This window comes from Shewanella pneumatophori (genome assembly GCF_023283895.1).
Classification (GTDB): Bacteria; Pseudomonadota; Gammaproteobacteria; order Enterobacterales; family Shewanellaceae; genus Shewanella; species Shewanella pneumatophori.
Genome location: NZ_JAKILB010000008.1, coordinates 108,393 through 122,506, shown reverse-complemented (window position 1 = coordinate 122,506; position 14,114 = coordinate 108,393). Strand labels below are relative to the sequence as shown.

Genomic DNA, 14,114 nt, shown 5'->3' with positions numbered 1-14,114 from the left:
TAGTCGTCAAAATGGGCATAAACCAATAATTGGTACAGTATTTGCTGTCTAAGCAGCAGACGTCAAAGATCGGACTCAGGGTGAATGGAATTTAAAGCAAGTCTAGGCCAATTAAAACAGATAAAGCCTGCGCATTTAAAAGGTATTGGTACACCATTATTGGTTTTAGCCGCTCTGGCTATGATCATTTTGCCTATGCCTGCATTCCTGCTCGATATTCTTTTTACTTTCAATATTGCCCTAGCTTTAGTCGTACTTTTAGTTGCTATTTATAGTGACCGCCCATTAGATTTCGCAGCATTTCCAACTGTTTTGTTAGTCGCAACCTTGTTACGCCTTGCGCTTAACGTTGCCTCTACTCGTGTGGTTCTACTTGAAGGTCATAATGGTGGTGATGCCGCAGGTAAGGTTATCGAAGCTTTTGGCTCAGTGGTGATTGGTGGCAACTACGCTGTTGGTTTAGTGGTGTTCTTAATTCTTATCATCATCAACTTTGCGGTTGTGACTAAAGGCGCCGGCCGAATATCAGAGGTAAGTGCTCGCTTTACCCTTGACGCTATGCCCGGTAAGCAGATGGCAATTGATGCAGACTTAAATGCTGGCCTACTAACGCAAGAACAAGCTCGATTAAGACGTGCAGAAGTGACCCGTGAAGCGGATTTTTATGGTGCGATGGACGGTGCGTCAAAGTTTGTAAAAGGTGACGCGATAGCGGGTATTTTAATTCTGGTCATTAATATCGTTGGTGGCTTTATTATTGGTATCGCTCAACATGATTTAGATTTTGCTTCCGCAGTAGAGATTTATACCTTGCTAACCATTGGTGATGGTTTAGTTGCCCAGATCCCAGGTTTATTGTTGTCAATTGCAGCGGCATTGATGGTAACTCGTCAAAACGAGTCTGGCGATATGGGCGAAATGGTTATGGGGCAGATGTTTGACAGCCCTAAAGCATTAACCATTGCTGCTGCCGTAATGTTTGTAATGGGTATCGTGCCAGGGATGCCGCATTTTGTATTTCTTTCATGTGCAGCGCTCGCTGCAGGCGGCGCGTATTTTATCAAGAAGAAACTTGAAACTGACCGCGAACGGGCGCTTGAAGTTGCCAAAGCCGGACCTACTGAGCCAAGAGATACTCAGCCGAAAGAGCTTAGTTGGGATGATGTGCAACATGTTGATACGATTGGACTTGAAGTTGGTTACCGCTTAATTCCGCTTGTTGACAAAGGTCAAGGTGGCGAATTACTCGGCCGCATTAAAGGTGTACGCAAAAAGCTATCCCAAGAGTTAGGTTTCTTAGTACCTGCGGTACATATCCGTGACAACTTAGATTTGTCACCCAATGCTTACCGGATCTCGTTGATGGGAGTTTCTTCTGGTGAAGCTGAAATTCGTCACGACTGTGAGCTGGCGATTAACCCAGGGCAAGTTTACGGCAAGCTCGATGGTATTGAGACCAAAGATCCTGCTTTTGGTCTAGATGCCGTGTGGATTGCACCAGCGATGCGCGAACATGCGCAAACTCTTGGCTACACGGTAGTCGATGCTTCAACGGTAGTGGCCACTCACATCAGCCAGTTATTGAGTAATAATGCAGCTAAATTACTTGGCTACGAGGAAGTGCAGCAATTACTTGAAATGCTTGGTAAGCACTCTCCTAAGTTAGTTGATGGCTTCATACCTGATGTTATGCCGTTAGGTACTGTGGTTAAAGTGATGCAGAACCTACTTAACGAAGGGGTGTCTATTCGTGATATGAAGACCATAGTACAAACCTTACTAGAGTATGGTCCAAAGAGTAATGACACCGAGGTATTAACAGCAGCGGTGCGTATCGCATTAAAACGCATGATTGTTCAAGAGATCAGTGGGCCTGAGCTTGAAATTCCCGTCATAACTTTGGCGCCAGAGTTGGAACAAATGTTGCATCAGTCTATGCAAGCAACAGGTGGTGATGGTCCAAATATTGAACCTAGCCTTGCAGAACGTATGCAAAAGTCGTTAGTTGATGCCACGCAGCGTCAAGAAATGGTTGGACAGCCGGCAATTTTATTGACGTCAGGCATGTTACGTTCAACATTATCGCGCTTTGTTAAGCACACGATTCCAAATTTACGAGTCATCTCTTATCAAGAGGTGCCCGATGAGAAGCAAATTCGCATCGTCTCGGCAGTAGGTCAGTAGAGGTCGAATAATTGAAGATTAAAAGATTTTTAGCAAAAGACATGCGATCGGCCTTAGCCCAAGTAAAAGAAACCTTGGGCTCGGATGCGGTGATCATGTCGAATAAAAAAGTTACCGGTGGCATCGAAATCGTTGCTGCAGTTGACTATGACGAGCCAAAGCCAAAAATCGCAACGCCTAAACCAACGGCGCAAATGTTTACTGATTTATCTGAAGAAAGAGTCACTCTGGGTGGACAAACAGCTCGCTCACCGAATGTAAGAGCGCAAAGCCAAAGTAAACCAACGCCAGCACCAGACTCATTACAAGCATTACTTGAGCGTCAACAAAGTCGTATTAGTCAGCAAACGTTATCGACTCGTAGCGATGATTTAGATATGCCGGAGTGGGCTAAAGGTTTACAGGCACAAATGCCACAAAAGGCTGAGCCTAAGAAAGCTGAGTTCACTCCTAATCGCACGCCAGACAGTTATAGCAGCGCTAAAAATAACAGCGCAGAAATGGATGCGATGAAAGAGGAACTGGCTTCTATTCGCAGTTTATTGACTCACCAAGTTAGCAGTTTGATGGTTGAGCAGAAAAAACGTGTTGATCCTGTTGGCGCAATGCTTGAAAGCAAATTGCTTGAAGCTGAATTTTCACCGTCGATTGCCAAAAAATTGTCGAGTTTAAGTGAGCACTATACTCCTGCTGAACTTGTGGCTTCGTTGCCACGTAGTCTTGCAAATTTACTTGATAACCAAGGCGACGATATTGTTCGTAAAGGCGGTGTGGTTGCTTTTGTGGGGCCAACAGGTGTCGGAAAAACGACGACTGTGGCTAAATTGGCAGCTCGATTTGCGGCACATCATGGTTCAGATCAAGTTGCACTAATCACCACCGACCATTATCGCATTGGAGCCTTTGAGCAATTAGCAACTTATGGCAAAATAATGGGATGTCCTGTAAAACAGGCCCATGATTTTAATGAGTTAGAACAAATTCTGTATCAATTTAGAAATCGTAAACTGGTTTTAATTGATACCGCAGGCATGGGCCAAAGAGATCAGCGCTTATTTCAGCAGCTCGATAGCTTAGCCGCAAATAGCAGATTACCTATTCGTAGTTATCTGGTAATGTCAGCAACAGGTCAGCGTCGTGTGCTAGAAGACGCTGTAAAGCAGTTTACACGTATTCCGCTTTCGGGCGCGGTACTTACAAAATTAGATGAATCAATATCGTTAGCGCCTGCGCTAAGCGTATTAATTCAAAGTGGGTTGCCATTAAGTTATGTTACTGATGGGCAAAGAGTTCCTGAAGATATGCAGGTGGCTGATACTTTATCTTTAGCCAATCACGCATTAGCTGCATTAGATAACGAACCCAGAGAACAATTACAGAATAATGACGGGTCAAACGAAATGACCTACGCATTTGAGTGAAACCATGACTCCAGATCAAGCAAGCGGTTTACGTATGATGAATCAGCCAAATAATGAAAAAGTAAAAGTAATCGCCGTATCAGGTGGTAAAGGCGGCGTGGGTAAAACTAGCGTCTCAATTAACACCGCCGTAGCGTTGGCCGAAAAAGGTAAACGTGTATTGGTATTGGATGCCGATTTAGGTCTCGCTAACGTCGATGTGATGCTAGGTTTGCGCGCCGAGCGAAATTTATCTCATGTTTTGTCCGGTGATGCCGAATTAGATGATGTGATTTTAAGAGGCCCGAAAGGGATCGGGATTATTCCGGCCACTTCAGGTACTCAAGCTATGGTTGAGTTAACTCAAGCGCAGCATGCAGGTCTTATTCGCGCATTTAGCGAAATGAGAACTCAGTTCGACATTTTAATTGTTGATACTGCAGCAGGTATTTCTGACATGGTGCTGAGTTTTTCTCGTGCCTCACAAGATGTATTGATTGTGGTTTGTGACGAGCCAACATCAATTACCGATGCTTATGCGTTAATTAAAATTCTAAGTCGTGAGCATGGCGTGTTCCGCTTCAAAATTGTTGCAAATATGGTGCGCAGTTTACGAGAAGGTATGGAACTTTTTGCCAAATTAAGTAAAGTGACAGATCGATTCTTAGATGTCGCTTTAGAGTTAGTCGCGACAGTGCCATTTGATGAAAATTTGCGTAAATCAGTGCGTAAGCAAAAATTGATTGTTGAGGCGTTTCCAAAGTCTCCGGCTGCGATTGCTTACCAAGGTTTAGCAAATAAAATCATGAGCTGGCCGGTGCCGTCTCAACCAGGTGGTCATTTAGAGTTCTTTGTTGAGCGCTTAGTTCAGCGCCCTGATTATCAAGAGGATAAATCGGGTGAATAAAGCGGCTGCGTATACTCGTTTTGATAATAAGACGTCTATCGTTGAACAGTATGCACCGCTTGTAAAAAGAATAGCCCATCATCTTTTGGCTCGTTTACCTGCATCTGTGCAGTTAGATGATTTATTACAGGCCGGTATGATGGGGCTTCTTGAAGCGTCATCAAACTTTGACGGCAGTAAAGGCGCAAAATTCGAGACTTTTGCCGGTATTCGAATTCGCGGTTCAATGTTAGATGAAATAAGACGCGGTGATTGGGTGCCGCGTTCGGTACACCGTAATCAACGCCGTGTTGCACAAGTTATTGACGAACTTGAGCAAGAGCTAGGGCGTGATGCAAAAGATACCGAAATTGCCCAACGACTTGAGATCCCGATGGAAGAGTATTACGCCATTTTAAATGACGTATCCGTGGGTAAAGTTGTGGGTATAGAAGATTTAGGTGTGGCGGTTGAAGGCGTGAGTGCTGAAGAAAGCCATGCAGATGAAGCGTTCGAATCGCTTGCGGAAGTTGAGTTTCACTCAGCTTTGGTCGCGGCAATTAAGTTATTACCAGAGCGAGACGCATTAGTTTTATCACTTTATTATGATGAAGCATTAAATTTAAAAGAGATTGGTGCCATTTTAGAAGTCAGTGAATCTAGAGTGAGCCAGATCCTTAGTCAGGCAATGTTGAGGCTTAAAGGTAAGCTTAAGCATTGGACGCAAGATTAAAATTAGCAATATTGTTAGCACATTACACGCGCAGTTAAGCGCGATCCGCGGAGGAAACCTTGGATAAGAATATGAAGATCCTTGTTGTTGATGACTTTTCAACAATGAGACGGATCATTAAGAACCTATTACGTGACTTGGGGTTTAACAACACTCAAGAAGCTGATGACGGTTCGACAGCCCTACCTATGTTACAAAAAGGCGACTTTGACTTTGTCGTTACCGATTGGAACATGCCAGGCATGCAAGGTATTGACCTATTAAAAGCGATCCGCGCTGATGACAACCTAAAACACTTACCTGTGTTAATGGTGACTGCAGAAGCTAAGCGTGAGCAAATTATTGCTGCGGCGCAAGCGGGTGTAAATGGCTATGTTGTTAAACCATTTACTGCTGCAACTCTAAAAGAAAAATTAGATAAGATTTTTGAGAGACTCGGTTAATTAGGGATGAGCAATGCTGCAAGAATCTATACCGCTGATTACTCTCGAGCAAGCGCAGAGGCTAGTGATACTCCTTAATCAGGGAGAGCAAGATCAAGCAGATGAATTGGTTCGAGAAATCGCTGCACCAATCCAAAAGGAACTTTTTGATGAAGTTGGTCGTTTAACTAGACAGCTTCATAGTGCTATTGCTGACTTTCAGTTTGATAGCCGCTTAATTGAATTAGCCAATACAGAAATCCCAGATGCCAAAGAGCGTTTGACTTATGTCATTGATATGACTGAGCAAGCTGCGAATAAAACTATGGATGCTGTTGAGGAATGCCTGCCACTTGCTACTGAGCTCAATGATAATATCCAAGCAATTAAACCTGCTTGGGACAAGCTAATGCGCCGCGAACTTCCTCTGACTGAATTTAAAACACTTTGTCACGATATACAGTTATTCGTCGATAGAAGTGAGTCAGATGCAAGCCGAGTGAAAGAGCTTTTAAATCAAATTCTTCTCGCACAAGACTTTCAAGATCTGACCGGACAAATGATCCGTCGAGTCATTGATTTAGTTAGAGAAGTTGAAAGTAGTTTAGTATCTATGTTGACCGCATTTGGTGAGCAGCCGGAAAATGCCGCTGATGACAAACCAAAGCGAAATGTAGAAGCCGAAGGTCCTATTATGAATGCAGAGCACCGCCAGGACGTGGTGACGGGTCAAGATGAAGTTGACGATCTGCTTTCGAGTTTAGGTTTTTAAGGGAGTCAAATAATGTCCTTTGATGTTGATGAAGAGATACTGCAGGACTTTTTGATTGAAGCCGGTGAAATTTTAGAGCTTCTTCAGGAACAACTCGTTGCGTTAGAAAATAACCCTGATGATACTGATTTATTGAATGCTATTTTCAGAGGATTTCATACCGTTAAAGGCGGTGCTGGCTTTTTAGGCTTATCGCCTATGGTTGACGTTTGTCATGAAGCTGAGAATACATTCGACCTTTTACGAACAGGTAAACGCAGCGTTTCCGCCAATCTAATGGATGTGATTTTACAGGCTGTAGACTCCATCAACTCAATGTTTGCTGAAACTCAAGCTGGCCAACCCCAATCGCCAGCCGAGCCTGCATTATTGGCCCAATTAAAAACCTTAAGTGCTGGCGAGTTACTTGCGTCTGAAATGTCGCAAGCGTCAGCAGTAGTCGAAGAAGCACCTGAAGCTGAATCGATAATAGCGCCAACTATTGTTGAAGAGATAAAGCAGCCAACTGAATCTATTACTCAAGTTGACACTAGGATTGAGAGTGCCAATAGCAGTAGCATTGATGATATTGATGAAGCCGAGTTTGAAGCGCTATTAGATGCGCTGCATGGCACGGGTAATGGCCCGGGAATCAGTGCGTCTGCTGTTGAATCTATTAGTGTTACCAACTCATCAGCAGATGACATCACCGATGATGAATTTGAATCACTGCTTGATGAGCTTCATGGTTCTGGTCAGTTCAAAACACCGTCAGCTGTTGCTGCAAGCGCAGAGCCTGTTGGTAATGATGTTGATTCAGATGAAATTACCGATGATGAGTTTGAGAAGTTATTAGATGAGCTTCATGGCTCAGGTGCCGGACCGGGAAGTGCAAGTCAAAACCTTTCAGTAGAGACTAATTCAACGCCGGTGCAACATACTCCAGCGCTGGCGAGTCAAAGTACTCCGCAAGCTAGCGATTCGGCTTCAGTGGTACAAGCTATCACGACATCACAGCAAGTTGAGTCAACCCAGCCGCAAGCGGTTGTGCAATCACAAGCTCAGCCTGAACTTAAGCCGGTGGCAAAAGCCCCTGTTAAGCCTACTGGCAACAATATGCCACAAGCCGAAACCACAGTACGTGTTGATACATCAAGACTCGACCAAATTATGAATATGGTTGGTGAACTGGTACTGGTTCGAAATCGTTTATTAAGTCTTGGGGTTGCCCGTGAAGATGAAGAGATGTCAAAGGCATTGGCAAACCTTGATCTAGTAACCGCTGACTTGCAGGGCGCGGTAATGAAAACGCGCATGCAGCCAATTAAAAAGGTATTTGGCCGCTTCCCTCGTGTTGTTCGAGATCTTGCGCGTACGCTCAACAAAGAGATTGATTTAGTCATGGTTGGTGAAGACACTGATCTTGATAAAAATTTGGTTGAAGCCTTAGCTGACCCATTAGTTCACTTGGTGAGAAACTCAGTGGATCACGGTATTGAAATGCCGGATCTTCGTGAAGCGAACGGTAAACAGCGTACAGGTACTATTACCCTATCAGCTAGCCAAGAAGGCGACCACATCCTCTTAAAAATTGAGGATGATGGTGCCGGTATGGATCCTGAGAAGTTAAAGTCTATTGCCATAAGCCGCGGCGTACTTGATGAAGATGCCGCTGCGCGAATGACCGATGAAGAAGCATATAACCTTATTTTCGCCCCAGGCTTTTCAACTAAGGTTGAGATTTCTGATATTTCAGGCCGCGGCGTGGGTATGGATGTGGTTAAAACCCGTATTACTCAGCTTAATGGCTCTGTCTATATCGACTCTCAGCAAGGCAAGGGCACTCGCTTAGAAATTAAGGTTCCACTGACATTAGCCATTATGCCTACGCTAATGGTCGAAGTTGCCGAGCAAGTGTTTGCGTTGCCACTTTCAAGTGTGAATGAAATCTTCCATTTAGACTTGACTAAAACCAATGTGGTAGACGGTCAGCTTACCGTGATTGTGCGCGATAAAGCGGTGCCGTTGTTTTATCTAGAGCAATGGTTATCACGTAAATCAGGCTTTAGCCATGGCGACAAGCAGCATGGTCATGTGGTTATTGTGCAATTAGGCACAATGCAAATTGGTTTTGTAGTTGACTCGCTAATAGGCCAAGAAGAAGTGGTGATTAAGCCATTAGGTACATTATTGCACGGCACGCCTGGTATGGCTGGGGCAACGATTACTTCTGATGGTGGTATAGCGCTTATTCTTGATGTGCCGGGCTTACTTAAGTATTACGCACGCAATAAGAGCTAATAGGATGTTACAGGAATAACAAAGCGCGGTGCTTTGTTATTCCTTTTTGCATACAGCATTGAGCAGTCCTGAAATGCGGTATAGGAATTTTAATGGGCATAAAAGTTTTAGTCGTTGATGATTCAAGTTTTTTCCGACGACGTGTAAGTGAAATTGTTAATCAAGACGCTGAACTAGAAGTTATTGGCACCGCAAGCAATGGTGTTGAAGCGGTTAAAATGGCTGCTGAGTTAAATCCGCAAGTGATCACCATGGATATAGAGATGCCAGTAATGGATGGCATCACTGCAGTAAAGCAGATCATGGCGAGTAAACCTATTCCTATTTTAATGTTCTCTTCTCTAACCCATGATGGTGCTAAAGCCACGTTAGACGCGTTAGAAGCGGGAGCATTAGATTTTTTACCTAAGCGTTTTGAAGATATCGCCAGCAATAAAGATGACGCAATTTTATTATTGCAGCAGCGTATTAAGGCGCTAGGACGTAGACGCTTATTTAGACCAATCGCTAGAGGGATAGCCACAACGGATAAGGCTTCGTTAAGCAGTGAGCTTAAGCGCCCAAGTTTAGCTAGCCATACTTTACGCCAGCCAGCGCATGTTGCTGCAAATGCTGCAGTAGCCGAAAAGGTTGGCAGAACATCTAGCGTAACTCGGGCGAGTGGTAAAAAATACAAAGCCTTGCTAATTGGCACCTCTACCGGTGGCCCAGTCGCATTGCAGAAAGTGCTAACGCAATTGCCGGCGAATTATCCGCATCCGATTTTATTAATCCAGCATATGCCAGCGGCTTTTACACCAACATTTGCGACTCGTTTAAATAGTTTATGCAAAATTGAAGTTAAAGAGGCTGTTAGTGGTGATGTGCTTAAGCCAGGTTGTGCATACTTGGCTCCTGGCGGCATGCAGATGATGTTAGAGCGAGGCGGCGCATACGGGCGGATCAAAGTGATTGCGGGTAAGCCTGATATGAATTATAAGCCAAGCGTTGATATCACTTTTGCGTCAACCTCGAAGGTTATTGGTGGTGATGTATTAGCCGTTGTACTAACGGGCATGGGCGCTGATGGACGTGAAGGCGCAAGAATGTTGAAATCGGTAGGTGCAACTATCTGGGCACAAGATGAAGCGAGTTGTGTAGTGTATGGTATGCCACAAGCTGTGACAACATCTGGTATTGCTACTAAGTCTATAGCGCTAGAGCAGATGGCTGATGCCATTTTAAAAGAGACTGCTAATGGCTAAGGCCATTGGTAAGCGTTTTAAGCATGGCTTAGGTATGGTTTGTCAGCGCGGAGAAATCAATACCTTTTCGCTACTGACAATATTTTTGCTCAGTGTTACAGCTGTCAGTTTCGGCTCTCTTTATTTTGATAGTCAACATAAAAACAAGCTGTTATCTGCAGAAGTGACAGAGCTTAAAAACTCACAAGTGTTGCTGATGGTGCCTGATGAGCAAGCTGCAGTCATGGCTGATTGGATGGCGAACAATCCGCAGTTTGTCCAATCTTTTGTCGAAAAAGCTAGAAAAGGTGAGTCGACAGTATTACCGATTGGTCCAGGAGTTAGTAAAAACAGCGCTAATAACAGCGGTGCAACTGAGCGGAACAATCATGCCGCGCAAGCTAGCTCTCAAAGGCAGGCTCAACCTAAAAAGCAAGCTCAGGAACAAGTAGAAGATCAAGTTGTGTTGCAATCAAAGCTTTCCAACCAAGAAGTACTGCAGCCAAATACAAATGTAGCAAAGCCGAATACTGAAAAAGTCAGTACCGTAAGCGTTAAGTCTAATGCTGGATTAAGAAATGTTAGACAGGATGAACCAAGCAAAGCTGTCACAGTAGTCGAGTCTGAAGATGGTGTTAAGTTAATCCGTTTACCCCATGGCGGTGTTAGAGTGACCACGAGAGAGCCTGACTCATAAGCTCGGTTGCTACTTGAATATTTTGCTTACAGCTATTTTAACCATCACACATAAAAACCAGTATATAAAGAGATAGAGGATCACCAGTTGAAGATCTGGACGATAGCAAACCAAAAAGGCGGAGTGGGAAAGACAACAACTGTTGCCAGTCTAGCTGGTGCGTTTGTTAAACGGGGTCAAAGAGTACTTATGGTGGATACTGATCCACATGCATCGCTTGGTTATTATCTTGGAATTGATAGCGAGCAACTGCCTAGTTCTTTATATAACTTGTTTTTAAATAATAAAAGCTTAACTGCAGATAGCGTGCAAACGCACATTGTGCCTACTAATGTTGAAAACCTTGATTTGATGCCTGCCACAATGGCGTTAGCAACATTAGATCGTAGTCTTGGGCATCAAGAGGGCATGGGCTTAATTCTTAAAAAAGCATTGCAACTAGTCGCAGATAGATATGATGTGGTGCTTATTGATTGCCCACCAGTGTTAGGCGTATTAATGGTTAATGCTCTAGCTGCAAGTGAGCATATTATTGTGCCAGTACAAACTGAGTTCTTGGCACTAAAAGGTCTAGACCGAATGGTCAAAACCATGTTGTTAATGGGGCGTTCGAAGCGTATTCAATACAGCTATACTATAGTGCCAACCATGTACGATAAACGCACTCGTGCAGCAACCGCAGCGTTATTACAATTGAGTCAAGATTATAGTGATGAACTTTGGCAAGACGTTATTCCCGTGGATACAAAATTTAGAGATGCAAGCTTGAGTCATTTACCTGCATCTCATTATGCTCCAAGTAGTCGTGGCGTTAAAGCCTACGAGCGCTTATTGAGTTACATCATCAATAAAGGGGCCTGTCATGTCAAAATTAGTTGATGAAGCAGTCTCTGATTATTTTGCTTTGTTGTTAACTGAACCTAAAGCTGATGTAGATAATACAGTCGACAACAAGCCTTTTATGCCAGTTGAAGAGCCGCAGACGCTTGTTAGTAGACAATCACTAGAGCAATTATTTGCTAACTCGAATCGCTTGTCTGAAGTTGACTCTGTCACAACTTCTGCAAGCAGAACAAGCGCAGATACAGACGTTACAAGTGTAACGAAGGTAGAGAATGATACCGCATCAGAGCTACAGCAAACGACAGAGCAAGTAACGCCAGTAAGCGAAGATAAATTAGTAACTAATTATGAGAGTTTGCCGGGCGAGCCTTTAATCGCTTCCGTGTTAACAAGTCAAGTAGGTTTAGCCCAGCAGTCAGACTTAGCAAATAGCTTAAGCTTAGCAAATAAATCAGGCTTGGCAGAGAACAGAACAGAAGTAAGTGCTAACGCAATTGACTCTAAAACGCTGCCAACAGCAATCGATTTAGTATCGACTCAAGCATTACTCGAAAACTTAGAAGAAGAGTTTCAAGTGTTGTTTTTCAAAGTTGCAGGTTTAACGTTAGCTGTGCCGCTAGTGAGTCTTGGTGGCATAGTCAATTTACAGCCATTAACGCCATTAATTGGCCGTCCAGTTTGGTACAAAGGCGTGCAACAACACAGAGGCTCACAACTTAATGTGGTTGATACTGGCGCTTGGGTAATGCCTGAAAAATATAATCAAGAGTTAGCAGAGCAGGTCAATTATCAATATGTGGTTGCACTACAAGATAGTAATTGGGGCTTAAGCTGTGAGTCACTGGTAGATACTATCAGTATCAAAAAGTCAGCAGTTAATTGGCGTAGCCAAGCCGGTAAACGTCCTTGGTTAGCGGGCGTTGTGAAAGAGCAGATGTGCGGTATTTTAAATATTCCTGCATTAGTACAAATGCTTCAAGCCGGTTTAGGGCACCAAGATAGTATTGCCTAGTTAAAAGAGTGGCAGTTTAAGGTGTGATGTACGCTATAAAGACTAGAGATAACTGGTCGATATAATAAATTGAGCAAGCAAGAGTATTGGATCTCAACATAGAGCAAGATATGCTTAAGCTTAAAAATAAATAGCCATAAATTTAATAGGCTAGCATTTCTGAAATGAATTATATCAGTAACTCGTTATACGGGTTACTAGGTTTTATTAGATAGCCACTGAGCTATTGATTGAGGGATTTATGACAAGTTCAAATAGTGTGGCCGTTGCGGCAGGTAATGATGATGCAGTATTACAATGGGTAACATTTAAGCTTGATAATGAAACCTATGGCATTAACGTTATGCAGGTTCAAGAAGTATTACGTTATACTGAAATTGCACCGGTTCCGGGTGCGCCTCATTACGTGTTAGGGATCATTAATCTACGTGGTAACGTAGTCACAGTTATCGACACCCGTTCACGCTTTGGTTTAGCTTCAGCAGATGTTAATGATTCAACGCGTATCGTGATCATCGAAGCTGAAAAACAAGTCATTGGTATTTTGGTCGACAGTGTTGCTGAAGTGGTTTATCTACGCCGCTCTGAAATCGATAATGCGCCAAATGTTGGAACAGAAGAGAGCGCTAAATTCATTCAAGGTGTCAGCAACCGTGAAAATGAGCTGCTTATTTTGGTTGATTTAGATAAGTTACTTTCTGATGAAGAGTGGATGGAGTTAACTCAAATCTAACCTGTTAACGACTCTTGGTTTATGACTCTTAGTTAGTCATTCTAGCTAATGATTTTAGCTGCGCTGTTCGCAGTTTCAGGTAGCATAATCTAGTTAAGCTACCTGACACTGATTATTGCGGTAACTTACCCCTTTTAGAAGATATGTTAATGACTGTTGAAGAAATTTTAATTGTTGCGATGCTAGTTTTAGCTGTTGTTTTTTGCGCTTTGATTGTTTATTTGCAAAAGCAAACGACTAAGCTGCGCTCAACAGTGGATGCTCTTACAGTTTTGGTTAAAGAAAGTGATAAACAAAGAGATACCGTTAAGCGCGAGTTGCAAGAGCTAAGAAGCGGCACTATTGGCGTTGGCAGGCGTATGCTAGAGCTTGAAAAAAAACTAGCTCAGCAAGACGCTAAACTCGAAGAGGGAAGTCAGCAAGATCCGCAAGCGAGATTGTATTCTAGAGCAATGAAAATGGTTGCCTTAGGTGCGGGAGTTGAAGAACTTATCGAGGAGTGTGAACTACCAAAGGCGGAAGCAGAGTTGTTGATCCGCTTACACGGAAAAAATTAACTTAACGTCACTCCTGCTTGCTAATCGGGGCAAGCCGGCGCAAATGATTAAACTACTCCCCCCTAAACCTGCTGCATAATTTTATTATGCATATTGTCCCATTTCTCGGGAAACTTACCTTCCAGTACATATACAAATGCAATGAGTTCGGCAATTAAGCCATAAAGTTCGCTTGGGATCGCTTCTCCCACTTCTAAATGCTGTAAAAAGTTGGCCAAATGCTCATCTTGATGAATGTGAACACCTGCTTGCTCCGCTAGGGCAATGATCTCTTCAGCGAGTGCATCTTCACCTTTGGCTACGACAATGGGAGCTGCTCCGTCTTTATAGCTTAGTGCTGCGGCTTGTTTAGCTTTTGTCTTTGATGTCATG

Annotated in this window: 14 protein-coding genes; 13 read left to right on the top strand and 1 reads right to left on the bottom strand. The window is 43.5% G+C overall.

Annotation, left to right across the window (positions count from 1 at the left end; translation table 11 throughout):
- The first annotated feature begins 84 nt into the window (after nucleotides 1–84).
- The 13 genes from flhA (at nucleotide 85) to L2740_RS13755 (ending at nucleotide 13,742) form a co-directional block, all read left to right on the top strand.
- A complete protein-coding gene (flhA, locus tag L2740_RS13815) occupies nucleotides 85–2,184 on the top strand; it encodes a flagellar biosynthesis protein FlhA (protein WP_248468612.1) in 2,100 nt (699 codons plus the stop codon).
- Between the two features lie 11 nt (nucleotides 2,185–2,195).
- Nucleotides 2,196–3,605: a flagellar biosynthesis GTPase FlhF gene (gene flhF, locus L2740_RS13810; RefSeq protein WP_248950741.1), complete on the top strand. Its 1,410-nt coding sequence runs from the start codon at nucleotides 2,196–2,198 to the stop codon at nucleotides 3,603–3,605.
- Nucleotides 3,606–3,609: 4 nt separating this feature from the next.
- Nucleotides 3,610–4,491, top strand: coding sequence for a MinD/ParA family protein (locus L2740_RS13805; protein ID WP_012154630.1), 882 nt, complete (start codon nucleotides 3,610–3,612; stop codon nucleotides 4,489–4,491).
- On the top strand, nucleotides 4,484–5,203 hold the full coding sequence (locus L2740_RS13800) for an RNA polymerase sigma factor FliA (RefSeq protein WP_248950740.1): 720 nt from the start codon (nucleotides 4,484–4,486) through the stop codon (nucleotides 5,201–5,203). The genes L2740_RS13805 and L2740_RS13800 overlap by 8 nt, the downstream gene beginning before the upstream one ends.
- 59 nt (nucleotides 5,204–5,262) lie before the next feature.
- The gene (gene cheY / locus L2740_RS13795; RefSeq protein WP_012276572.1) at nucleotides 5,263–5,646 is read left to right on the top strand and encodes a chemotaxis response regulator CheY; all 384 of its coding nucleotides are present in this window, start codon (nucleotides 5,263–5,265) and stop codon (nucleotides 5,644–5,646) included.
- 13 nt (nucleotides 5,647–5,659) lie between these two features.
- Nucleotides 5,660–6,397, top strand: a complete 738-nt coding sequence (locus L2740_RS13790) for a protein phosphatase CheZ (protein WP_248950739.1) — start codon at nucleotides 5,660–5,662, stop codon at nucleotides 6,395–6,397.
- 12 nt (nucleotides 6,398–6,409) lie between these two features.
- Nucleotides 6,410–8,677, top strand: a complete 2,268-nt coding sequence (locus tag L2740_RS13785) for a chemotaxis protein CheA (RefSeq protein ID WP_248950738.1) — start codon at nucleotides 6,410–6,412, stop codon at nucleotides 8,675–8,677.
- Between the two features lie 92 nt (nucleotides 8,678–8,769).
- Complete coding sequence (locus tag L2740_RS13780) at nucleotides 8,770–9,921, top strand: protein-glutamate methylesterase/protein-glutamine glutaminase (protein ID WP_248950737.1); 1,152 nt, start codon at nucleotides 8,770–8,772, stop codon at nucleotides 9,919–9,921.
- Nucleotides 9,914–10,597: a hypothetical protein gene (locus tag L2740_RS13775; RefSeq protein WP_248950736.1), complete on the top strand. Its 684-nt coding sequence runs from the start codon at nucleotides 9,914–9,916 to the stop codon at nucleotides 10,595–10,597. The genes L2740_RS13780 and L2740_RS13775 overlap by 8 nt, the downstream gene beginning before the upstream one ends.
- 87 nt (nucleotides 10,598–10,684) lie before the next feature.
- Nucleotides 10,685–11,476, top strand: coding sequence for a ParA family protein (locus tag L2740_RS13770; protein WP_248950735.1), 792 nt, complete (start codon nucleotides 10,685–10,687; stop codon nucleotides 11,474–11,476).
- Nucleotides 11,460–12,452 carry a chemotaxis protein CheW gene (locus tag L2740_RS13765; RefSeq protein WP_248950734.1) on the top strand — a complete coding sequence of 331 codons (993 nt, stop codon included), beginning with the start codon at nucleotides 11,460–11,462 and terminating at the stop codon, nucleotides 12,450–12,452. The genes L2740_RS13770 and L2740_RS13765 overlap by 17 nt, the downstream gene beginning before the upstream one ends.
- Nucleotides 12,453–12,693: 241 nt before the next feature.
- Nucleotides 12,694–13,185 (top strand): chemotaxis protein CheW, encoded by a 492-nt coding sequence (locus L2740_RS13760; protein ID WP_248468603.1) that lies wholly within the window; start codon nucleotides 12,694–12,696, stop codon nucleotides 13,183–13,185.
- 149 nt (nucleotides 13,186–13,334) lie between these two features.
- Entirely contained in the window at nucleotides 13,335–13,742 is a 408-nt protein-coding gene (locus L2740_RS13755; protein ID WP_248950733.1) for a DUF2802 domain-containing protein, read from the top strand.
- A 62-nt stretch (nucleotides 13,743–13,804) separates the two neighbouring features.
- On the opposite strand, the gene L2740_RS13750 is transcribed toward L2740_RS13755, so the two are convergent.
- Entirely contained in the window at nucleotides 13,805–14,113 is a 309-nt protein-coding gene (locus L2740_RS13750; protein ID WP_248950732.1) for an EscU/YscU/HrcU family type III secretion system export apparatus switch protein, read from the bottom strand.
- Nucleotide 14,114: the final 1 nt, after the last annotated feature.

Excerpts from the sequence above, each read along its gene's own strand:
- L2740_RS13775 (WP_248950736.1), top strand. The coding sequence starts at position 9,914 with ATGGCTAAGGCCATTGGTAAGCGTTTTAAGCATGGCTTAGGTATGGTT.
- L2740_RS13760 (WP_248468603.1), top strand. The coding sequence starts at position 12,694 with ATGACAAGTTCAAATAGTGTGGCCGTTGCGGCAGGTAATGATGATGCA.
- L2740_RS13750 (WP_248950732.1), bottom strand. The coding sequence starts at position 14,113 with ATGACATCAAAGACAAAAGCTAAACAAGCCGCAGCACTAAGCTATAAA.
- L2740_RS13765 (WP_248950734.1), top strand. The coding sequence starts at position 11,460 with ATGTCAAAATTAGTTGATGAAGCAGTCTCTGATTATTTTGCTTTGTTG.
- L2740_RS13780 (WP_248950737.1), top strand. The coding sequence starts at position 8,770 with ATGGGCATAAAAGTTTTAGTCGTTGATGATTCAAGTTTTTTCCGACGA.
- L2740_RS13755 (WP_248950733.1), top strand. The coding sequence starts at position 13,335 with ATGACTGTTGAAGAAATTTTAATTGTTGCGATGCTAGTTTTAGCTGTT.
- L2740_RS13785 (WP_248950738.1), top strand. The coding sequence starts at position 6,410 with ATGTCCTTTGATGTTGATGAAGAGATACTGCAGGACTTTTTGATTGAA.
- L2740_RS13805 (WP_012154630.1), top strand. The coding sequence starts at position 3,610 with ATGACTCCAGATCAAGCAAGCGGTTTACGTATGATGAATCAGCCAAAT.
- L2740_RS13790 (WP_248950739.1), top strand. The coding sequence starts at position 5,660 with ATGCTGCAAGAATCTATACCGCTGATTACTCTCGAGCAAGCGCAGAGG.
- flhA (WP_248468612.1), top strand. The coding sequence starts at position 85 with ATGGAATTTAAAGCAAGTCTAGGCCAATTAAAACAGATAAAGCCTGCG.